The sequence below is a fragment of the Bacillus sp. FSL H8-0547 genome, assembly GCA_038002745.1.
GTDB lineage: Bacteria > Bacillota > Bacilli > Bacillales > Bacillaceae > Bacillus_P.
The window spans coordinates 1,493,994-1,516,559 of the sequence record JBBODD010000001.1; the positions used below are offsets into that span (position 1 = coordinate 1,493,994).

Annotated in this window: 17 protein-coding genes and 2 riboswitches; of the genes, 8 read left to right on the plus strand and 9 right to left on the minus strand. The window is 45.2% G+C overall.

Going from position 1 to position 22,566, the window contains the following annotated elements; all coding sequences use genetic code 11:
* Positions 1-107: 107 nt before the first annotated feature.
* The 6 genes from MHB63_07230 to MHB63_07255 form a co-directional block, all read right to left on the minus strand.
* Positions 108-1,433 carry an NCS2 family permease gene (locus tag MHB63_07230; protein ID MEK3806370.1) on the minus strand — a complete coding sequence of 442 codons (1,326 nt, stop codon included), beginning with the start codon at positions 1,431-1,433 and terminating at the stop codon, positions 108-110.
* 145 nt (positions 1,434-1,578) lie between these two features.
* A riboswitch (purine riboswitch) is annotated at positions 1,579-1,680 on the minus strand.
* Between the two features lie 83 nt (positions 1,681-1,763).
* The gene (gene guaA, locus MHB63_07235) at positions 1,764-3,305 is read right to left on the minus strand and encodes a glutamine-hydrolyzing GMP synthase (GenBank protein MEK3806371.1); all 1,542 of its coding nucleotides are present in this window, start codon (positions 3,303-3,305) and stop codon (positions 1,764-1,766) included.
* A gap of 120 nt (positions 3,306-3,425) precedes the next feature.
* Positions 3,426-3,527: riboswitch (purine riboswitch) on the minus strand.
* Between the two features lie 31 nt (positions 3,528-3,558).
* Positions 3,559-5,742 carry a transglutaminaseTgpA domain-containing protein gene (locus MHB63_07240; protein ID MEK3806372.1) on the minus strand — a complete coding sequence of 728 codons (2,184 nt, stop codon included), beginning with the start codon at positions 5,740-5,742 and terminating at the stop codon, positions 3,559-3,561.
* Positions 5,739-6,959: a DUF58 domain-containing protein gene (locus tag MHB63_07245; protein ID MEK3806373.1), complete on the minus strand. Its 1,221-nt coding sequence runs from the start codon at positions 6,957-6,959 to the stop codon at positions 5,739-5,741. Before MHB63_07245 ends, MHB63_07240 begins: the two co-directional genes overlap by 4 nt.
* A complete protein-coding gene (locus MHB63_07250; protein MEK3806374.1) occupies positions 6,959-7,921 on the minus strand; it encodes a MoxR family ATPase in 963 nt (320 codons plus the stop codon). Before MHB63_07250 ends, MHB63_07245 begins: the two co-directional genes overlap by 1 nt.
* 247 nt (positions 7,922-8,168) lie before the next feature.
* Positions 8,169-9,218, minus strand: coding sequence for an NAD(P)/FAD-dependent oxidoreductase (locus tag MHB63_07255; GenBank protein ID MEK3806375.1), 1,050 nt, complete (start codon positions 9,216-9,218; stop codon positions 8,169-8,171).
* 292 nt (positions 9,219-9,510) lie between these two features.
* On the opposite strand from MHB63_07255, the gene MHB63_07260 reads away from it, so the two are divergent.
* Genes MHB63_07260 through MHB63_07270 form a run of 3 tightly spaced genes read left to right on the plus strand, consistent with a single transcriptional unit; the run spans position 9,511 to position 13,681 of the window.
* Positions 9,511-11,271, plus strand: a complete 1,761-nt coding sequence (locus tag MHB63_07260) for a histidine kinase (GenBank protein ID MEK3806376.1) — start codon at positions 9,511-9,513, stop codon at positions 11,269-11,271.
* 5 nt (positions 11,272-11,276) lie between these two features.
* The gene (locus tag MHB63_07265) at positions 11,277-12,422 is read left to right on the plus strand and encodes a response regulator (GenBank protein ID MEK3806377.1); all 1,146 of its coding nucleotides are present in this window, start codon (positions 11,277-11,279) and stop codon (positions 12,420-12,422) included.
* Positions 12,419-13,681 carry an ABC transporter substrate-binding protein gene (locus tag MHB63_07270; GenBank protein ID MEK3806378.1) on the plus strand — a complete coding sequence of 421 codons (1,263 nt, stop codon included), beginning with the start codon at positions 12,419-12,421 and terminating at the stop codon, positions 13,679-13,681. The genes MHB63_07265 and MHB63_07270 overlap by 4 nt, the downstream gene beginning before the upstream one ends.
* A 57-nt stretch (positions 13,682-13,738) precedes the next feature.
* Here the strand turns inward: MHB63_07270 and MHB63_07275 are convergent, their stop codons facing one another.
* Positions 13,739-14,293 carry a GNAT family protein gene (locus tag MHB63_07275; GenBank protein ID MEK3806379.1) on the minus strand — a complete coding sequence of 185 codons (555 nt, stop codon included), beginning with the start codon at positions 14,291-14,293 and terminating at the stop codon, positions 13,739-13,741.
* Positions 14,294-14,464: 171 nt separating this feature from the next.
* Between MHB63_07275 and MHB63_07280 the strand changes: the two genes are divergently transcribed.
* The 5 genes from MHB63_07280 (at position 14,465) to MHB63_07300 (ending at position 20,497) form a co-directional block, all read left to right on the plus strand.
* Positions 14,465-15,931: a glycoside hydrolase family 68 protein gene (locus MHB63_07280; protein ID MEK3806380.1), complete on the plus strand. Its 1,467-nt coding sequence runs from the start codon at positions 14,465-14,467 to the stop codon at positions 15,929-15,931.
* Between the two features lie 140 nt (positions 15,932-16,071).
* The gene (locus MHB63_07285) at positions 16,072-17,580 is read left to right on the plus strand and encodes a glycoside hydrolase family 32 protein (GenBank protein MEK3806381.1); all 1,509 of its coding nucleotides are present in this window, start codon (positions 16,072-16,074) and stop codon (positions 17,578-17,580) included.
* A gap of 123 nt (positions 17,581-17,703) precedes the next feature.
* Positions 17,704-18,492, plus strand: coding sequence for a phytanoyl-CoA dioxygenase family protein (locus MHB63_07290; protein MEK3806382.1), 789 nt, complete (start codon positions 17,704-17,706; stop codon positions 18,490-18,492).
* Positions 18,489-19,349: an AraC family transcriptional regulator gene (locus MHB63_07295; protein ID MEK3806383.1), complete on the plus strand. Its 861-nt coding sequence runs from the start codon at positions 18,489-18,491 to the stop codon at positions 19,347-19,349. Before MHB63_07290 ends, MHB63_07295 begins: the two co-directional genes overlap by 4 nt.
* A 32-nt stretch (positions 19,350-19,381) precedes the next feature.
* The gene (locus MHB63_07300; protein MEK3806384.1) at positions 19,382-20,497 is read left to right on the plus strand and encodes a mandelate racemase/muconate lactonizing enzyme family protein; all 1,116 of its coding nucleotides are present in this window, start codon (positions 19,382-19,384) and stop codon (positions 20,495-20,497) included.
* A gap of 173 nt (positions 20,498-20,670) precedes the next feature.
* On the opposite strand, the gene MHB63_07305 is transcribed toward MHB63_07300, so the two are convergent.
* Positions 20,671-21,378 carry a hypothetical protein gene (locus MHB63_07305; GenBank protein MEK3806385.1) on the minus strand — a complete coding sequence of 236 codons (708 nt, stop codon included), beginning with the start codon at positions 21,376-21,378 and terminating at the stop codon, positions 20,671-20,673.
* A 208-nt stretch (positions 21,379-21,586) separates the two neighbouring features.
* Positions 21,587-22,471, minus strand: coding sequence for an ROK family protein (locus tag MHB63_07310; GenBank protein MEK3806386.1), 885 nt, complete (start codon positions 22,469-22,471; stop codon positions 21,587-21,589).
* Between the last annotated feature and the right edge of the window lie 95 nt (positions 22,472-22,566).

Below are 22,566 nucleotides of genomic sequence, written 5' to 3' on the forward strand. Positions count from 1 at the left end.
GCTCCGCGCCTTTCTCTTAAAAAGCACAAGAGTTAATATACCAACACCCGCAGGTAAAGTCAATAAAAAAAGAGATGCCGGAGCACCTCTTTTTTACTTCTATTCTATTATCCTGCCAAAAAGACAAAGTAGAGGATGAAGATGATGAACAATCCATACATGATCGGATGGATCTCTTTCGCCTTTCCTTTCACGATCATTGTTACCGGATAGAAGATAAATCCAATCGCGATTCCTGTTGCAATGCTGTACGTGAGCGGCATGGCAATGATGGTCAGGAATGCCGGTACAGCAATCTCAAACTTGTTCCAGTCAATTTTTCCGAGAGATGAAACCATGAGAATTCCTACTATAATAAGTGCAGGTGCTGTTACCGGCGCTGTGATGACACCGAGCAGCGGCGAGAAGAACAAGGCGAGCAGGAACAGTCCGGCTGTAACGACGGATGCAAATCCCGTTCTCGCACCTGCTGCAACTCCTGCAGATGATTCAATGTAGGAAGTCGTTGTTGATGTACCTAAAATCGATCCAATAACCGTTGCAGCAGAGTCCGCGAAAAGCGCTTTGCTTGCTCTAGGAAGTTTGTTTTCTTTAATAAGACCAGCCTGGTTAGCTACTGCTACAAGCGTTCCGGCTGTATCAAAGAAATCTGCAAAAAGGAAAGTCAGTATAACTACAAGCATTTGAAGAGTGAACAATTGATCCAGATTTGCAAAAGCAGCACCGAATGTCGGCTCAAGACTCGGAACAGCTCCAACCACCTGTGTTGGAACGTCGATTAATTGAAAGATCATTCCCACAATCGCCGTAAGGATCATTCCGTAGAAAATTCCGCCGTTGATTCGCTTAACCATAAAGATCACAGTCACAAACACTCCGAAAATCGCAAGCAATGCGTTTCCGTCTTTTAAATTGCCGAGTCCTACAAGCACAGCGTCATTATTTGTTATGATTCCTGCATTCTGAAAACCTACGAAAGTAATAAACAATCCAATACCGGCTCCAACAGCGTACTTTAGTTCCTCCGGGATTGAATTAATGATTTTTTCGCGGAGACCTGACGTTGTTAAAACGATAAAGATCAGACCCGAAACAAGAACGCCGGACAATGCTGTCTGCCAAGGGATGCCCATTGTAAGAACAACTGTAAAGGCGAAGAATGCGTTCAGCCCCATTCCCGGAGCAAGCGCTATCGGATACCTGGCTATGAGCCCCATTAAAAGGGATCCAATTGCCGCAGCAAGAGCAGTTGCCGTAAACACAGCTCCCTGATCCATTCTTAATTCATTCGGAAAATCAGGCACTGACGCCAGAGAAAGTGTCAGCGGATTGACGAACAGGATGTAAGCCATAGAAAGGAACGTTGTAAGTCCGCCGATAAACTCGCGGCGGTAGTTCGTGCCAAGCTCTTCAAACTGAAAATACTTTTTCATGTTAAATCCTCCTGTATCTTAACGCCTTGCCGGGGGCCCGTGTATAAACAAACAGATAAGTGCAAAAAAGCGCTCCTGCTGCAGAGGAGCGCTTGACGACATGGATATTAGACAGGTTGGCACATGTTAGAGTTATCCGAATGCACCGAACTATATAACACCTCGTAGTCAAGCTCTTTACGGCAGCTTGGTAGAAACTTTTGGGCCATATCCCCAACTTTATACGACGTATTTAGACAATATTTTTGATAGGTCTATCTTATCAGCATAGGCATAAAGTCGTCAACAAAAAAAACGAACATTTTATATAAAATGTTCGTTTTTGTTCGTTTATTCCCACTCAATTGTTGCTGGCGGCTTGCTCGTGATGTCATAAACTACGCGGTTTATGTGTTTTACTTCATTTACAATGCGAGTAGAGATGATCTCGAGAACCTCCCAAGGAATACGTGCCCAGTCAGAGGTCATGCCGTCGATTGACGTTACGGCACGGATGCCGATTGTGTAGTCATACGTTCTTGCATCCCCCATAACACCTACACTGCGGATATCAGGGAGAACGGTGAAGTACTGCCATACATCACGCTCAAGACCTGCTTTTGCGATTTCTTCACGAAGGATTGCATCTGATTCACGAACAATCTCAAGTTTTTCTTCTGAGATCTCACCCAATACGCGAATACCAAGTCCAGGACCCGGGAAAGGCTGGCGCCAAACGATTGCATCAGGAATGCCAAGCTCTGAACCAAGCGCGCGCACTTCATCCTTGAATAGAGTGTTAAGCGGCTCAATCAGTTTGAACTGCATGTCCTCCGGCAGTCCGCCTACATTATGATGAGATTTAATTGTTTGAGCTGTTGCCGTTCCGCTCTCGATAATATCTGTGTAAAGCGTACCCTGCGCAAGGAATTCGATGCCTTCAAGCTTTGTTGCCTCATCATCAAATACATAAATAAACTCATTGCCGATGATTTTGCGTTTCTGCTCAGGGTCGGATACTCCGCGGAGTTTTTCCATGAAGCGGTCTTTTGCATCCACTTTAATGACATTCATGTTAAAGCCTTCGCTGAACGTCTTCATTACGCCGTCAGCTTCATCTTTACGGAGAAGTCCGTGGTCAACAAAGATACATGTCAGCTGATCGCCGATCGCCTTATGAATAAGTACGGCTACAACAGAAGAATCTACGCCGCCGCTCAGTGCACAAAGCACTTTTTTGTCGCCGACTTCATCGCGGATCTTTTGAAGTTCAAGCTCAATAAAGCTTTCGATGGACCATTCACCACTGCATCCGCACACTCCGAATACGAAATTGCGGAGCATATCGTTTCCGAATTCTGAATGGCGCACTTCCGGATGGAACTGAACGCCGTAAAGACGTCTTTCCTCATTGCTGATTGCAGCAAACGGGCATGACGGGCTTGTTGCATCAACGATAAAGTCATTCGGGATATCAGCTACAAGATCGCCGTGGCTCATCCACACGATCTGCTGTTTAGGAAGATCTGCGAAAAGGGCTGTTTCTGTTTGAACGTTCAATGTTGCTTTTCCATACTCACGGTGATTGGCAGCTTCTACTTTCCCGCCAAGGTAGTGAGTCATCAGCTGCATACCGTAGCAAATCCCAAAAACCGGGATGCCCAGGTCGAAAATCCGCTCATCGCAGCGGAAAGCATTTTCGCCGTATACACTGTTCGGTCCGCCTGAAAGGATAATTCCTTTAGGGTTCATTTCCTTGATCTCTTCTGCTGTCAGCGTGTGGGGATGAAGCTCACTGTATACGCCAAGCTCACGGATTCTGCGCGTAATCAGCTGGTTGTACTGACTTCCGAAATCCAATACGACTACCATTTCATCTTGCAAGTTGTTCACGGATGTTCACCTCATTTAAAAGATACCCTATAAAAATAGGATTCAGAAACTGGGCATAAAAAAAGCTGGAACTATACCTTCCAATCCAAAAAGAAAAGAAGGCAGAATTCCAGCTTTTACAGGTGTATATTCTGCCTTCATAGTCAGATTATTTGCGGCAATCCGGTAGAGACTCTCGAACCATATTATCGAGGATATATGAAGGGTAAGCACTATTAATTTTTCCCTATTCTAACAATCTCCCGCAATTCGGTCAAGATGCTATCTTTTTAATTAAATTTTCCCACAACTTCATGGATTTTATCCATTCTTCTTTCGAACTGTCTCCCCTGTACAGCGATTTTTCGTAGCTGGCCGTCAGCTGGGTCATATCCCGCATATCAAAAAACGAGTCGATGTAATGGGCATAATCACGCAGGGTCTGCCCGTCCTGACGCTTCAGACCGTATCGTTCAAGCTGTTTAAGAAGGGCATTGTAGGCCTCACCGTAGACCTTTTCGTCCTTCCGGTGCTTATACCTGAACAAGATAACGTACGGCATCCATCTTAATCTTGTTTTATATAGAACAAACGCAATGACCGCAGCTGCTGCCAGAATGAGATAAAAAGCAGTACTGCCGATCTGAATGTTGAACGGAAGAGGGTTTTCTGATGTTCCTCCTGAATTTTCCGTCCGGCTATCTTCAGGAACCGGCTCCCGCTCAGGTTCTCTTTGTTCTGGTGTTTCGGCTTCAGGCGTTTCGGAAGTATTCAGGTTAAACGTAAAATCATAGGGGTTTGTAAAGCTTTTCGTCGGCTCAAACGGCACCCAGCCGATGCCGCTGAAATAAACTTCAACCCAGGAGTGGGCATTATTGTTTGTCACTGTATACTCTTTTTTGCTGCCTCCAAGACTCTGGACGAAGGAACCGTCTGAATAGCCTTTCACCCAGCGGGCAGGAATATCCGCAGCACGGAGCAGAACGATCATGGAAGTGGAGAAGTTATCACAGTAGCCTTTAAACGTCTCAAAAAGGAACTGGTCAACGTAATCCTCTTCTCCTCTCGGAACCGCAACATCCGTTGTTTCATAGGAAAACTGCGAACCGCCCAAGTACGTCTCAATTGATTTTGCCTTATCATAGTAATTGCCGTTGCTCTCCGTCAGATTAAGCGCAAGATCGCGGACACGCTGCGGAAGCTCTTCAGGCAGCTGTGTATACCGGGCAATCTCCTCTTCTGAGAGTCCTGCATTTGCTGTGACTTTCCGCAGTTCGTCAATTTTAAAGTTAGGAAAATTGTATGCCGTTTCGTAGGAGCCGGGCGGGAAGTAGCCTCTGTCTTCTGAAATGCGCGGTCTCATCTGTTCAGAAACCGGGTTCACATCAAGAACGGCATTCTCAGGAAGGCTGACAGACTGCACGCCTGCAGGGTAAATAATGTGATCATATCTGTACCTGCGGTCAATTTCCACACTGGCTGTCATCGGAACGGTCTCTGTCCCTTCTTCTGTTGAAAGGACAGTGATTTCATCCGGATCCATCTGCACATTATCCGCTTCAGGATCTGACAGTTCCCATCCCTTCCCTGTGTAAACATCTTTTGTCTCCACTTTCCAGTAGTGACGGTCTTCAGCAACAGCGGTGAAAACAGGGGTATTGTCTGCTACAAAGGATCCCCCGAGCTGTTCATCATTCGGGCCGTAGCCAATTTTATTTACTCCTCCATTCGGTCCTTCATCCTGACTTCCGTAAGCCGTCAAATAAGGAACGGGGTCCGGCCACTGCGGCTCCGCTTTCGGGGCAAGGATTCCGATAAATACGGCAGAACCGATCAAAGCAGTAAGCGGCAGAACCCACTTGACTGTCATATAGCGCTCCCTCTTGATCCGTTCAAGAATACGCAGCCTTTCCAGATATAAAAGACCAATCAGCACAAAGCCGATCACGACAATTCTTACAATGGCGATGCTTGCATCATACTCTGTGAACGTGTCAAGAACAGTGACATACACAAGCGTGATGATAAAAAAGAACATGATCCGCTTCTGGACAACGATCCAATAATTGATCAGATACACAAGCAGCCAAAGCAGGACAAAGAACAGCAGCGTCCTGAATGGCGATGTTATGTCCATCCATTCCGCATTCATCATAAGAGCAATGTTATCTCTAATGTCATTTATAAACGTCCCGACCCAGGAAGGGTTTAAAAGAGATCCTTCAAAAAATAAAAGATGCTGCACAAACAGAATATAGACAATTTTTACAGCAGCAGCGGTGTACCATTTGGCTCCGATTGAAATGAAAAAGAAGCTGATGCCGATAAACAGAACAAAGACAAGGGTATTTCCTGTTTCCGTAAAATCCTGAAGGGGTCTGAGCCACTCCCATAATAAAAGAAAGGCAAAGGCATAGTAGATAAAAATCGCTGTCTGTTTTTCCATTTGTTCACTCACAGCATGCTCACCTCTTTAAAGGCTTCTTCAAACCGTCCCGCTCCGACGGCTTTTGTTATGATTTTCCGTTTCATCAGCCGGTCCATCATCACTTTTTCTTCACTTGTTATCCGTTCACCCTCTTTTTTCACAAGAAAGACGAGCGCCGCATGGCTGCGCGATCCCAGGCGCTCAAGCTTTCTTACCAAATCAAGAGATAAGGCGGATGTGACAAGCAGAGGGGTCGCATTTTTAGACTGCCAGACAGGAAGCTCCGTTTCTGCAATTTCGGCAAACGATGTCCCGCTGTCGCAGTCCGTTTTTGCAAGGTGATAGTAGATTTGCTGAAGATTCTGTTCCGTCTCCTGAATGGAAAAAATGGACTTTTCGCTTCCGATGGAAACAAATCCAAGTTTGGCACCGCTTTTGATGATTGATTTAGCGAGGGATGCCGAGAACGTGACGATTTCCTCAAATACATCTGATGGCGAGCGGTCCATCATCACTACAACATCGTGACTCTGCATCTGTTCAAATTCCTTTGTCATAATGCGGTCGCGTCTTGCAGTTGATTTCCAGTCAATCCAGGAGAACCTGTCTCCCGGCTGGTAATCCCTGATGCCGATAGCCATTGTCGTATCCTGCCAGAACTTCGCTTTTGAACTCGCTGCGCCTTGCTCAAACTGTTTTTCATTCTGCCTGTAGGATAAATCAACAGAATGCGGATAAACGAGGAAGTAGTTTTCGGCATCGAATGTCACTTCTTTATCAATCAGCCCGAACAAGTCGCCGGTTCTGACTCGGACCTGTGTAAACCGGTGTTCTCCTCTTGGCATCCGGCTTAATTCGTAGCTCATGGTGATTTTCTTTTTAAACCATGGATACAGCAGCTTTTTCGGCTCCTGCCGCTCCTTAAGTTTGGAGAGTTTCTCCGGCAGTACATCCTCCACCACCAGGTAAAACAGAGGAAACGGGAAGGCACGCTCAATTGTTATTGTCCCAATCAGCTTTTCTCCCACTGAAAACTGCTCCTGATTAATGGACCTTGTGACCTGGAACGTCCGCACCGGATACAAGGCGACAAGAAGCGAATAAAAGGAGATCGGCAGAAAGCTGTAAAAAAGAAACCAGCTGACAAATCCCCCCTGAAACATCGCATATGCAAAGGTAACCGCCGTGAAAAACAACAGACTGACAAGCTTCCAGACATACCGGATTTTCAGAAAAAAGCTCTTCATTAACGGCTCATCGACCTTTGCACAGGAACTGGTGTCCTGGAAATGATTTCAGTAAGCAGCTGTCCGGCAGACTTCCCTTCGTATTTCGCTTCGGACTTGAGTATCATCCGGTGAGGCAGGGTGTAAGGCGCGAGGAACTGGATATCATCCGGAATGACATAATCACGGCCGTATAAAAAGGCATATGCCTGCGCGGCTTTCATAAGAGCGATGGACCCGCGGGGACTTGCACCTAAATAAACGGACGGATGTTTGCGTGTTTTTGTGACGAGGTCAATAATATACCGCTTAACCGTTTCATCCACATACACGGTTTGGATTTCACCCTGCAATTCCACAAGTTCTTCTTTTGTGATGACAGGTTCAAGTTTGTGAATCGGACGTTCTTTTTCCGCAAGGTTCAGGATCTCAAGCTCTTCACCTGCTGACGGGTAACCCATTCTGATTTTGAAAAGGAACCGGTCAAGCTGTGCTTCAGGAAGTGGGTATGTGCCCTCATACTCAATAGGATTTTGTGTTGCCATTACGAAAAACGGCTTGCCGAGTGATTTCGTCACCCCGTCGACCGTGACATTGGCCTCCTCCATTCCTTCAAGGAGAGCAGACTGCGTTTTAGGAGATGTCCGGTTGATTTCATCCGCAAGGACAATGTTGCCCATGATTGGACCCGGACGGTATTCAAATTCAAGGGTTTTCGGATTGTAGATGGATACGCCTGTGACATCGGAAGGGAGCAAGTCGGGCGTGAACTGTATTCTCTTAAAATCTGCTCCCACTGATTTGGCAAGAGATCTGACCATCATCGTTTTTCCGACTCCGGGAACATCTTCAAGAAGAACATGTCCTTCCGCAAGGATTGCCACAAGGCTTAGCACGGCAACATCGCGCTTTCCGACCATAACGTGCTCTATATTTTCAATCACTTTGCTTAATTTCGGATGCATCATTTCATTTTGAGCCATTCTCATCCTCCTAGGACCTTTTATCGGGCATGTTGCTTAACTCTATACACATTCGAAATAAAACGACAAATTCCTGTTTCTTTTTACACATTTAATCTTTTCTTAACAATATCACGCAAACGGCAAAGGATAACCTTTCAGAGCACATTGGGAGAAGGTTTGAAAGGACAATCGCTGATCTGCCGTTGCTTTAAATGCTATCAGCAAAAAGAGCCCTCCTCATCAGAAAGCTCCTCCCTCTTTTCTTTTAGCCCAGCATCTCTCTCACAAGCTCTCTGTTCCGCTCCTTAAACACCTCATTATGAGAAGAAACCATCGCTGCTTTTTGCGCTCCCGGCTGTATGTACTGCTTTGCCTTGTTCACGGCGTTTGCCGCATCCTGAAAAGCTCCCGCAATCAGATGCAGTTTGCCTTCATGCATGAGAATGTCTCCCGCTGCATAAAGTCCTTCGACAGATGATTCGCTTGATTCATTTCCGGCAATGTAGAACTCCTCAGCAAGCGCGATGTTCAGGCTGCTGTTTTGCAGCAGGGCTGAATCCCTTTCGTATCCATGGTTAATCACAACTTCATCCACTTCAAGTATGAACGTTTCTCCTGTTTGCTGATTCGTCAGTTCTACCTTCTCGATCCGTTCGTGATCATCAGAAGCGAGGAGCTTTGTAATCGATGTATGGAACAGGCACTCCGCCCTGCTGTTCATCAGCTGGGATACTTGGGCTTCATGGCCTTTCAGCGCATCCTTTCGGTACACAACATAGACGCTCTTTGCCACCGGTTCAAGTTCGAGCGCCCAGTCTATCGCCGAATTCCCTCCACCGGAAATAATGACCGTCTTATCTTTAAAGCGCTTTAATGATTTGATCGTGTAATTCAGGTTTGATACTTCAAATCTCTCTGCCCCTTCAATTTCGAGTTTCTGAGGATTTAGTATGCCGCCTCCAACTGCTGCTATAACTGTTTTGGAGAAATGCGTGCGGCCTGATGCTGCTTTCAGTATGAAGATTCCCTCTTCATTCTTTGAAATGGACACAATTTTCTCATTCAGCACGACCTCCGGCTGAAACGTCAGCCCCTGCTTAACGAGCTGATCAATTAATTTTGCACCTGTAATGGGGGTCATTCCGCCTATATCCCAGATCATCTTTTCAGGATATACGTGAACCTTTCCGCCAAGCATCGGCTGAAATTCAATAATTTTTGTTTTCATTTCTCTAAGCCCGCTGTAAAAAGCTGAATACAGCCCCGCCGGACCTCCTCCGATGACTGTTACATCAAACAATTCGTGGTTCTTCACACCCTTCATCCCCTTTATGAATTATCTATTTATGATTGCACAATTACGATTGATTATCATTCTCAATTAAATATACTTTGTTTTCTCTCTTTTGACAAGCTGAGACTGTTAATAGAGTGACATTCATTTTGTTTGCACCTCATACAGGAACGGGAACATAATCCTGACCCTTCCTGCAAAAAATAGGAGGATATGACGCCTTCTCAAATCCTGCCGCGGTATGATTGACCAGGAATGCGGGTCTGATATGATGGCAGGATGCAGAAAGAACAATCAGAAAGGAGCGTCCCGTGTGAAAAGCATACAAAGCCGCCTGCTGCTTATGCTGCTGGTATTCATTGTGCTGCCGTATTTCCTGTCTGTTTTTTTCATTTATACATACACAAAAAGCAGTGTAGAGCAGTATGAGCTTGAAAACAGCCGGGAGCAGCTGCAGGAAAATGCGGAGGAGCTCGAACAGTATTTTGAGGAGATGATCGACTTCCCGTCTCTTCTTTACCGTAATCCGGACCTGTTCAGGATCTTCAACAACGGATTTGAAGATTCTATCTACTTCAGCCCGAAAACAATGGAAAAAAGTCTTGAAACCTTTTATCTGATGAGAAAGGAAATCAGACAAATGCGTTTTTATATTGATAAAAATAAAGAATCATTCACGCTGTATAATGCCATGATCAGCACGCGCAGATACCAGCCGGATTTTCTCGAGCAGGGTCCGGTGAAAGAACTGTATGCATCTGATCTGAATTACATCATTGATCCGCCCCACGCGCTTATAAACTACAACAACGCAGCCATTGTTCCGGAATCGGATAAAACAGTGGTGCTGACGTTTCATCACAAAATAACAGACGTACTCTCCAAAAAATTTCTCGGAGTTATCTCAATTGATATCGACATGGGAGAGTACGCGCGCATCTGCAATAACCTTGTACAAGGCAATGATTCTTCTGTTTTGCTGCTTGATTCAAAAAACCGGGTCATGTATTCAAATGACAGATCCCTGATTGGCGAAGTCCTTCCAAACGGTGAAAAGGAACGTCTTGAAGGAAACAATCAGGATATTATTCTCTCTAAAGAGCTGTCCGGGTCCTTAAAAGGGTGGCAGCTGATTAAAAAATCTTCCAGTCAGGCTTTGTATGAGGATGTAAGGAAAACAGCCTATACGAATATTATCGTAGGGATCGGCGTGGGGCTGCTCGGCCTTTTAATGATTGCGGTTATCTCAAACCGGATTACACGCCCAATTGCAAGCCTGAGCCAAAAGGTCCGCTCGATTGAAGGCGGAAACGAAAATGTTCCGTTTGATGACAGCCGGGATGATGAAATCGGTCACCTTGAGTCTCACATGAAGGATATGATGAACCGGATCAACACCCATATTGACCGGGAATATAAGCTTGAGATAGAGAACAAAAAAAATCAGTTCATGGCGCTGAAATCACAGATCAATCCTCATTTCCTGTTTAATGCCCTGCAGTCGATCGGAGCGGTTGCCCTTAGATCCAAGGCTCCAAAGGTATATCAGCTGATCACCTCACTGTCGAGAATGATGCGCTACTCCCTGCAGGCAGATCAGTGGGTGCGGGTCCGGGACGAGGTGGACTATACAAAAGCGTACCTTGCGCTGCAGTCCGAACGGTTCGGTGATTCAGTGAGCTATTCAGTCGAGATGGACGACACCATTTTGGACATGACGATTCCAAGCATGATTCTGCAGCCGCTCGCCGAGAACTTTTTCAAACACACGTACGAGGAAGGATTCAGCAGTGCTCATTTGCTTATTAAAGGTTCCGTTCAGGACGGACATCTTGATTTTTTGGTGGAGAATGACGGACCCGTACTGACAGAGGACAAGCTTGAGACATTGCGGAACAACATTTATACGCCCCCATTTGAGGGAACCTATTCAACCGAACATATCGGCTTGAAAAATATTCGTGACAGGCTCCTGCTCCGGTACGGACCCGGCGCACAGCTGCATGTTGATTCAATGAACGGAAAAGGCTTTTCGGTCCGGATGAAAATACCGGTCTCAGGAGAAGGGAGCTGAACAAGGTGAAGGCACTGATTGTTGACGATGAGTTTAATGTGCGGGATGTCATTCGCCATCTGGGAGAATGGGAAAAGCACGGAATTACACAATTGCTTGAGGCAGGCAACGGCAAGGAAGCTAAAAAATGGATTGAAAAAGAAAAGCCGGAGCTGATTTTTACAGATATTAAAATGCCCGGCATGTCAGGCATGGAACTTATTGAGTGGCTCGATTCCATTTCTTATCCGGGGAAGGTCGTTTTTATTACGGGCTATAATGATTATTCCTATATGCGCAAAGCGATCCAGCACAGCAGCTTTGATTATCTGCTGAAGCCGATTGAATATGAAGCGTTTAATCATACGCTTGAAAAATCCGTTCAGGCCTGGATAGACGATTTTCAGCATGCCGAAGTGCTGGAAGATGCGAAAAAACTTCGAAGAAACCAGGTTGCAACCTCCATCTGTCACGGCGACAGGCCTGACGCAGAAAGTCTGGCCGAGTTTCTTCCTGAAGCAGATGACTATGAGCTGACTCTGCTTTCTTTTTATCAGATGCACCAGCCGGAACCCTATATTCAAAAACTGTCAGAAGAACTTATGAACCGCAGACTGGGAAATGCGTTTCACCTGCAGACAGACTTAAATCTCTGTCTGGTGATCACCACTCCGAACCAGTGGCTGACAGCGGAAGAATGGATCAGTTCAGAGTTTGACATCCCTGTAAGACTTGTCGAGGGGGAGTCAGCCATCTCCCTTGCACACATCAGATCCTCTTTTCAGGAGCTTCTGAAAAAACTTGAAAACCAGGAATTCAGATCAATCCACCGGCTGGATGAACTGGATGCTGCCCGCCGCATGGAAGATATCGTGTCCTATGTGGATACCTATTATATGGAGGATTTAAGCCTTGAAAAGCTGTCGAACGTATTCTTTTTAAGCCGGGAGCATATTTCGAGGAAATTCAAGCAGGAAACGGGAATGACCCTTTCCAAATATATGACGGATTTGCGGATCAAACAGGCAAAAAAATGGCTGCGGGAAACAGATAAAACCATCTATTCCATCTCTACCATGCTCGGTTATCAGGATGAAATCTATTTTTCCAAGCTGTTTAAAAAAATGGTCGGAATGACACCATTTGAATTCAGAAAGGAAGCGGCTGAATGAAAAAGGTTATTTATTTTATTGGAATTCTTCTGCTGCTTACTGCATGCAACAACGATGCCGCGCCGGAAAAACAGAACGTCAAAGAGGAAAAGATTACACTTGATCTGCGGAACCCTAAGATAGAGGTTTCCACCCAGTTCGAAGAAATGACGAAGGCTTATGAACGGGAAAATCCACATGTAAGGATTCGTGTGCATACAGTTGGCGGCGCCATGGATGATCTGTCAGATTTAAAAGCGGAAATGGCAGCCGGCAGCGGACCGGATATTTTCACTAACACCGGCTATGAAAATGCCAGGCTGTGGCAGGACTATCTAGAGGATTTATCCAATGAACCATGGGTGAATGACGCCTACCCCGAAGCTCTGGTTCCAATGAAACGGAATGGAAAGGTGTACGGCATGCCCGTCAACCTTGAGGGATATGGTTTTATCTATAACAGGGACCTTTTCAAAAAAGCAGGTGTTGCGAAACTTCCTGAAACACTATCTGAACTAAGAGCTGCGGCAGAAAAACTGAAAAACTCCGGGGTCACTCCATTTGCAACCGGCTATTATGAGGATTGGAAGCTCGGTGATCACCTCATGAACATCGCTTTTGCCCAGCAGGAAAACACCGAAGCATTTATTCAAAACCTGAACAGCGGAAAAGAAAAAATCAGCAATAATCAAAACTTTGAGGACTTGCTCAACCTGCTCGACCTCACTCTTCAGTACGGAAATGACAACCCGCTCACAACAGATTATGCAATGGAAGTCGACCTTTTCACGTCAGGCAAAGCAGCTGTCATTCAGCAGGGAAACTGGATCCAGCCGATGATTGATCAGGCTGCTCCGGATATGGACATCGGCTTTATGCCCATTCCGATCAACGACAGACCGGTGAAGGAAGCTCTCGTTGTGAGTGTTCCAAATTATTGGGCCGTCAACAAGCAGTCCAGTCCCGAAAAGAAAAAAGAAGCTAAAAAGTTCTTGAACTGGATGGTCTCATCAGAAGAAGGAAAGCGGTACATGACCGAAGAATTCAAATTCATTCCCGCCTTCGATCATATTAAAGCAGAGAACCTCGGTACTCTTGCAGAAGAGACCCTGCAAACCTATAAAGAAGGCAGCGCCGTTCCGTCCAACTGGTTCGATTTCCCCGTCGGAATCCGCGAGGAATTCGGTGAAGCCACCCAGCTTTACGTCGGCAGACAGCTGAACAGGAAACAGCTGCTTAATGAATATCAGAAATCCTGGGAAAGGTTTTCAAAGGAATAGGCATACCGCTCAAGGAGAGGCGGTATGCCTTTTTTATCTATACTTGTTTTAAGAGATTCATGCTCTTCTTTTCTCCCAGTTTTCTCTTGTCAGCATCATATTGATCGAATCAATCCATTTCCCGTCGTGCTTCAATTCATCTTTATCAATGCTTACTGTTTCAAACCCCGACTTTTCATACACTCTTACTGCACGGGGATTAAAAGCGAACACACTCAGAGTCAGACTGTTTAAATCTGTTTTTTCAAACATGTAATCAATGATCAGCCGGGTTGCTTCTGTTCCGAGCCCGCGGTCCCTTCCTCCCGCACCGATCAGGATTCTGAAATTCATGCTGCGGTCTTCGGCATTATACAGATTAACAACCGCTTCTCCCACAAGCACTTGCCGTGCCTTGTCCACGATGGCAAGATCAAGGCGGCCGGACTGCTCATTTCTTGAGGCATACCATGTATATACTGTTTTCTTGTCATATGCAGCTTCACTGCCGGTGTACTTCAGTACCACAGGATCTTTTAAACACTCTTCTATATAAGGCATATCCTCTTCCACAAGAAACGGCCTCAACTGGACGAATTCTCCGGTAAGGACTGGTTTAACAGCAAAATTCATTCTTTCTCCTCCCCTTTCTTTATCAATTCGGCAAATTCGACTCTCTCCCTCTTAAATCCCATATCAATATACGACTAAATTCAGGTCAATATGTGCCATACCTGTTCTCTCAGGACTGACCTATAATTCAAGTTGTACTAGCAATCATACAAAAAACGAGGAGGAAGACTTATGAACTTTAGCAGGCTTGCCAAACAGGCAACAGCAGTAACACTCAGCACAGGCATTCTTTTAAGCGGCGCGGTAACCCAAACATCTGCAGCTCCAAAGGATCCGGCAGATTACAAAGAAACGTACGGTACTTCGCAAATCACTCGTTCTGCAATGAAAGACATGATTAACCAGCACGGTGATGCAAGATACACCGTACCAAAATTTGACGCTTCAAAAATTGAAAATATCCCTTCTGCCAAGAAAACAACAGAATCAGGGGAAACGATGGACCTTGATGTGTGGGATACATGGCCGCTTCAAAATGCTGACGGCACAGTGGCAGAATACAAAGGCTACCATATTGTTTTCGGTTTAGCCGGCGATCCTAAAAATGCAAATGACACATTTATCTACATGTTCTATAAAAAAGCCGGCGACAACTCCCTTGACGCCTGGAAAAATGCAGGACGCGTTTTTGACAGCAATGATAAAAACGTACCGAATGACCCTTACTTAAAACGTCAGTCTGAAGAATGGTCAGGTTCAGCTACATTCACAGAAGACGGAGAGGTCCGCTTATTCTATACAAACCGTGAAGCTTTCAATGCTGATGCAGGTTATTATGGAAAACAAACCTTAACAACGGCACAAGTAAATGTCTCTCAGCCTGATTCAAAATCACTTAAAATTGATGGCGTTTCTGATTATAAATCCATCTACGAAGGCAAAGACAGCAAATACTATCAGACAGTAGACAAGTTTGCTAAAGACGGAGCTCCGAATGACAACCATACATTCAGAGATCCTCACTATATTGAAGAAGACGGCAAGAAATACCTTGTGTTCGAAGCAAACACAGGCACTGAGTACGGCTATCAAGGGGAAGAATCACTTTACAATCAAGCATACTACGGCAAAAGCAACAAATTCTTCCAGCAGGAAAAGAACGCTCTTTTGAACAGTGACAAAAAGCAGCTGGCTGAAGTAGCGAACGGCGCAATCGGAATCATTGAAATCAATGACGATTATACCCTTAAAAAGGAAATGAAGCCGCTGATCGTATCAAATACGGTCACTGACGAAGTGGAACGTCCGAACATCTTCAAAAAGGACGGCAAATGGTATTTGTTCACAAGCTCACGCGGTTCAAAAATGACGATCGACGGCATTGATAATCAGGATATCTACCTTCTTGGCTATGTAGCCGACTCACTGACAGGCAAGTTCAAGCCGCTTAACAAAACAGGCATCGTGCTTCATCATGACCTTGATCCAAATGATATTACCTGGAACTATGCTCACTATGCCATCCCTCAGGAAGACAGCGATGATGCCGTTGTCACAAGCTATATGACAAACAGAGGCTTCTTTGAAGACAACAAGTCAACCTTTGCTCCGAGCTTTAAGCTGAACATCAAAGGAAACAAAACATCGGTCGTAAAAGACAGCATCCTTGAACAGGGCCAGATCACAGACGACGAGTAAGAACCAAAGAAAAAAGAGAAAGAAAATGTCACGGGGCATTTTCTTTTTTCTATATATAAAAAGTGGTGATGATTATGAGTAAAAAACAAGTTCTCAAAAAAGGATACAAGACGGCAGGCATTATCCTGATCGGAATATGGATGACCGTCTCAACCGGCATATTGATCCACGCTTTTTTAAAAACAAAAGATGTTCCGCCAGCAGAAAAAGAAGAGCATTCATACCGGGCTGCCTATCATTTTACAGCCCCTGATCACTGGAAAAATGACCCGCAAAAGCCTGTTTACTACGAAGGAACCTACCATTATTACTATTTATATAATGGCGACTATCCGGACGGAAACGGCACAGAGTGGCGCCATGCGGTTTCAAAAGACCTCGTTCACTGGAAGGACGAAGGCGTCGCTATCCCGAAATATACAAACGCAAACGGAGATCCATGGTCAGGATCTGTCGTTATTGATAAAGAAAACACAGCCGGCTTCGGAAAAGACGCCTTTATTGCTGTCGTCACCCAGCCGTCAAAAGACGGACAGAAGCAGGAGCAGTTCCTCTGGTACAGTACAGATAAAGGCAAGACCTTTAAATCTTACAGCGAAGAACCTGTCATGAAAAATCCCGGTACAAAGGATTTCAGGGACCCTAAAATCATCCGCGATGACATCCGCGGCAAATGGGTGATGACGATGGCAGAAGGAAATAAAATCGGCTTCTATGAATCAGACAACCTGAAAGACTGGCGCTATACAAGCAGCTTTCAAACCGAAAATCTCGGTGTGCTTGAATGCCCTGATCTTTTCCGCATGCGGGCAGATGACGGCACTGAAAAGTGGGTGCTCGGCATGAGCGCAAACGGGAAAGAGTCAGGTAAGCCCAACACCTATGCCTACTGGACCGGCTCATTTGATGGAACTGAGTTCAAGCCTGATCACGAGGAACCGGAATGGCTTGACTACGGCTTTGACTGGTATGGAGGTGTGACATTTGAAAGCGCAGAGTCAGATCCATTAGACAAACGATACGCACTTGCCTGGATGAACAACTGGGCTTATGCCAATAACACACCAACGATGGAAGAAGGATTTAACGGCCAGGATTCTGTCATTCGTGAGATCAGGCTGACGCACGAAGCAAACAATCATTATTACCTTTCTTCAAAGCCCAGCGAAAAGCTGGATAAGCTGAACACCGTCACGAAAACCTACAAGAGAATCGAAGTAGACGGCGCCAAAACCCTTGATGTCCGCGATGACACCTACATGCTGGAAGCGGACATCTCCTGGTCAGATCTGAAAAATGCCGGATTCCGGCTGCTTGAATCAGAGGATGGAAAACGGCACGCAGACGCAGGAATCTCTTCAACAGAAGGTTATTCCTTTGTGAACCGCGGACCCACAGGTCACCCGGACGAAAGCAATCAGCTCACAGAAAGCAAAGCACCGTTTGATGCAGGCAAAAAAAAGGTGCATATGAAAATTCTTGTTGATAAAACAAGTGTGGAAGTGTTCATAGATGACGGGAAGACCGTTCACTCCAATCTTGTTTATCCAAACCCCGGCGACAAAGGAATCACGCTCTTTTCCGACGGAGGGAAAGCCGTATTTGAGAATGTGAAAATCAAACATTTAAAAACTGTTCAGACAAAATGAAGACAAAAAATTGCTGTTAGTAATGACAGCAATTTTTTGTGTATATTGAGCACAAATCAATATAGCCTATCAATAAACTTTCTTCTATAATGAGGTTATTCAAGGGATTAAGGGGGAGACGGAATGAATTTACACGGTTTAACTATTGAACAAAAAATGATGTGGGAACGAGACGGATACTTGGTTTTTGAGGATTTTTTGCCGCAAAAAGAAACCGCTTACTATAATGAGAAGCTGGATCAGGCGATGACAGTATTTCGCGAGGAAAACCGCAAAAATCCTGAAACAGGTGTCCTTGATCATGTTGATCAAATCTGCGGAATCATTGAGCATGAAGAGGCATTTCTTGAGCTGATGGAAAATCCAAAAATGATGAATGTTATGCGGGATCTGCTTGGAGACCAGTTCGTGATGATCGATAACGACGGCTTAATCAAGCCTCCGAAAAAAGCAGCTCATACAAACTGGCACCGCGACACAGGCACAACGTTGTTTGTCGATGAAAAACCAGTTCCCTTCATGATTAAAGTGTTCTACTTCCTATCGGACGTAAGCTATGACGGAGGATGTCTTGCTTTCCTTCCGGGAAGTGTCCACATGAGCAATGATGAACTGCCTAAGGTTGAAAATCAGGAGGATATGCCGGGGCATGTTCGAATGAATGTGAAAAAAGGAACAGCGGTTGTTTTTCACGGTTCTGCCTACCATTCAGCTTTAAACAATTTCTCTGAGGAAACAAGACGCTCCCTCATTTTCAATTACGCTCCTTCCTTCGTCCGCACCTGGCCGGGATATGAGCCTTCAGAAGCTTTAAAAGCAAAAGCGGATACAAACCTGCGAAAAATGCTTCTCGGCATGTCGCCATGGTGTTCCGATGCAAAGGCGTTTGAAGAAGAAGCTGTCAGTCAATGAGCGAAAAAAAATACTTTGAACATGTTTATTCGCCGAGCGGGTTTGCCCGCTCGCATTTGTTTTTCCCTTTAATCGGCGGATTCAACAAAATGTCGCCTGAGTTTTATTTTGAACGTGACTATTATCCGGCATGGGAATTTCTTTATGTTACCTCCGGCAGAGGCTGGTTTGCCATAAATGATCAATGGATTAAACTCGAACCGGGTGACGGGCTCCTGTACGACATGAGACTCCCCCACAAATATAAAGCAGACCCTGAAGATCCGTACGAAATGATGTACCTCGTCTTTAATGGCGATGAAATAAAGCATCTCATGGAAAAATGGTTTCCATCCCCCTCCACTTTAATCAGAGGCACGGCAGGAAAAGACGAATATGAAACAACGCTTATCCGGATTTTAAAAATGGGCGACTCGGCTGATGACAAAGAAGAAACCGAAATCAACATTCTCATTTATCAGATGCTGACACAGCTGCTGAAATACAGCAGAGCCGAACCGAAAGACCTGAACAGAGCAAAGCCTGAGGCACTTGAACATGGCAGAATGTATATGGAAGAACATTTCTCTCAAGCAGCAGACATTCAGGATGCTGCCAAAGCGGCGGGCTTAAGCTATTACCACTTCATCCGCCAGTTTAAGCGATATTATGGTGTTTCACCTAAAGAATACTTAACCAAGCTGAAGATCGGACATGCGAAAAAGGTCCTGATCTATTCAGACAATCAAGTGAGCGAAGTTGCAGAGGCAGCCGGCTTCAGCAGCTATAACGCATTTTTGACAACATTTCTTCAGCATGAAGGCGTCTCTCCGACTCATTTCAGGAAGACATGGACCTTGTCGAGGTATCATTCATAACTCATATTCCATACGAAACAGGTGAATAACTCGTGAAAATTACTGATATAGAAGCCATATACCTGCACCTGCCGGAAATTGATGCTCTCCGCTGTGACGGGACACAGGATACGCTGCTGGTCCGGATTCATACCGATGAAGGTTTAACGGGAATAGGAGAGGTAGATTCTTCACCGCAAGTGGCAAAGGCAATTATCGAAGCGTCTGCTTCTCATTTAATCAGCAATGGATTAAAGGATATCATTATTGGAGAGGATCCTTTTGACCGTGAGAAGCTTTGGAACAACATGTTTCATGGCTCCTCCTACTATGGAAGGCAGGGGGCAGCCATCCACGCCATCAGCGGAATTGATATGGCACTATGGGATATTGTCGGCAAGGGGGCAGAACGCTCAACAGCTCAAATGCTTGGCGGTGTATACAGAAACCGCGTAAAAGCTTACGCAAGCCTTGTTATGCCGGAAACGATTAAAGAAGCCTGCTTACTGGCTGAAAAGTATATGGGCATGGGGTATAAAGCAATCAAATTTGGCTGGGGTCCATTTGGAGAAGACGAATATTTTGATGTTGAGGCTGTGAAGGCCATTCGGTCTGTTATCGGAGAACGGACAGAGCTTATGATTGATATCGGACAGCGATGGGATGCCAAGCATGCCATCAAAATGGCCAGGCGGTTTGAAGAGTATGGTGTGCACTGGATAGAAGAACCGCTTGCTCCGGACGATCTGGAGGGCTATGCCATGCTTTCGGCAGCAACGGACATTCATATCGCTGCAGGAGAAAATGAGAGCGGAAGAAAAGCATTTGAGAGACTCATGAAAGAAGGCCGGGTGGATATTATCCAGCCTGATCTGGGCAGGTGCGGAGGATTAACGGAAGGAAAGAAAATCGCTGATCTTGCTTATGCCGAGCATAAAAAAATTGTCCCCCACGCATTTAAAACGGGCATATTGGTCGCTGCAAGCACTCATTTTGCCGCCAGTATCCCTAATGGGTTTCTGATGGAATATACCGTTTCTGATTCACCTCTTGCAAGAACGCTTGTCCAAAACCCGGTGCTTTTTAAAGATGGATACGTACATCTTCCTGACAGGCCCGGCCTCGGAATAGAGATTGACCCTGATGCGGAAAAGAGATTTAGAGTATAGGGGAATAAATAAGTGAACAAAGTTGAAAAATGCAGATATTTCCCCGGGAATGAGAGCACCTTTTGCCGATACAGACCGATTTCTATCATATCGTGTCTATTTCACAGATATATCGCCGGGCGATACAACAAAAAAGAGTCAATCCGCTTATGATGGGGTTGACTCCTGTTTTATTATTTCTTGAATAAAGAAAAAAGCCAGTTCCAGCTTTCTTTAGGCCCCTGCATTCTCTCTTCAAGTCGCCTGTTAAAATCATTCTGCGAGTTCCATTCCTGCTTCTGCTCGTCACGCATAGCCTGTATTTCTTTTTGGAGCAGCTCGCTCTTTTGTTTTTCCTCTTCAAGCAGTGCTTCATAGTGGGCTGTCTGCTGCTGAATCAGCTTTTCCATTTTCACGTTCGTCTTGTGCGCCGAATTTCCGATTGTGGAGCTGATGACGTGGTGATCCTGCTGAAGTCTGGAAACGGCTGTTTTCAGGTGAGACATATCGTTTTTCAGCTCCAGATTCATTTCCCGCGCTGCTGCAAGTTCATTTACCACATACATCAGGGCTTCTTTCAGTTGAGCCGGATCATTCGGCAGCTGATTGTATGTACCTGATACAGCAATTTCTGACGTATCGGATTCAGTTAAACGCTCCTTTTGCAGTTCCACTAGATCCTTTGCCGTATCGTCCAGCGGCTTGTCCGTATCGCGGAGCGCTATAAGCGCATTCAGATCAGTCTGAACGAAAATCCGCCTGTCTCCATCTTTTAAGAATTCATATCCGTTCCGTTCTAAGATTTGGCCATACTTACGGACGGTGGGCGTTGCAATTCCCACTTCCTCCGCGGCTTCCTTTGAAGAAAATGCCCGTTCATTCGGTTGTATATCGCGTCTCATATCGGCCCCCCTTTCCTTTAACTATGAAGGCTTTCCTTCCTTTTTGCAAGCTGTATCGCCGGGCGATACGAGGATGAATCAGATAAATGCTGAAAAGCTAAAGAAAAAGCCTCATTCATACTTGAATCAGGCTTTATTTGCTGGTATTCACTTATAGTATTCGAACCTGTACACCCAAATTTAGTCTGTGGTTCTTCTTTTTTCTGTTTTACTCCATGTTTTTTGAAGCGATATGATGATAAACTGCACCGATAATACCTGATTGGTTTCCAAAACTGGCAGGCTTCATTACTGCCGAGAATGCCGGCTCAATTTCCAGGATCCGCTGCTCTAATTCATGCATGAATGTTTTTCTTGAAATAATGCCTCCTCCGATATAAAAAACAGGCGGTGCAAATACATAATATAAATTCAATATGTTCATTGCAAGACCGGTGTATAAGTCACCGACAAGATGCGAGGCAGTTTCTTCCCCGTTGTCATAGGCTTCAAAGATTTGCTCGCCGGATACATCTTGAAAAGGGATATTCTTGCACTCTGCGTATTTCTGACGGAGAATTGCAAGCGTCGCTGATTTGTTAAACTTATGACTTTCTGCAACGTCACTTGTAACGTGTTCACTGAACATGTGCCCGAACTCACCTGAGCGGTTGCGCACCCCGCGGTATAGAGCGTCGTTCAAGTAAATGGCACCGCCAATACCCGTTCCAATCGTCAGAAAAAGAAAGTCCCGCTCTTTCTTTGCACTGCCTTTCCATTTTTCCGCAAGCGCTGCACAGTTCGCATCATTTTCAGCAGTTATGGTCAGGCCAGGATATCGCTCTTTAAAGTAGTCAAAAATGTTGAAGTCATTAAAATCGACAATCGCACCTCCCATTTCAATGAAACCCGTGGCCGGATCAATATACCCCGGAATACTGAGAGCTAGACCTGCTGTATCCGAATCGATCTGCCTTTCAATTTGAGATAGAATCGTCTCTCCTTTTCTGTTCTCCAAAGACAGTTTCCCGGACTCAATAAGGTCACCTGCAAGAGAAAATTTCCCGATTTTCAAATCGGTTCCGCCGATATCAAAAGCTAATAGATGCTTCATCTGTATCTCCTTCTTTCCTATTTAATATGGCCACTCTCATGAAAATAAAGAATTACCCCCTGCATCTGTGTACGGGGGGTAATTTTTTATTCAGT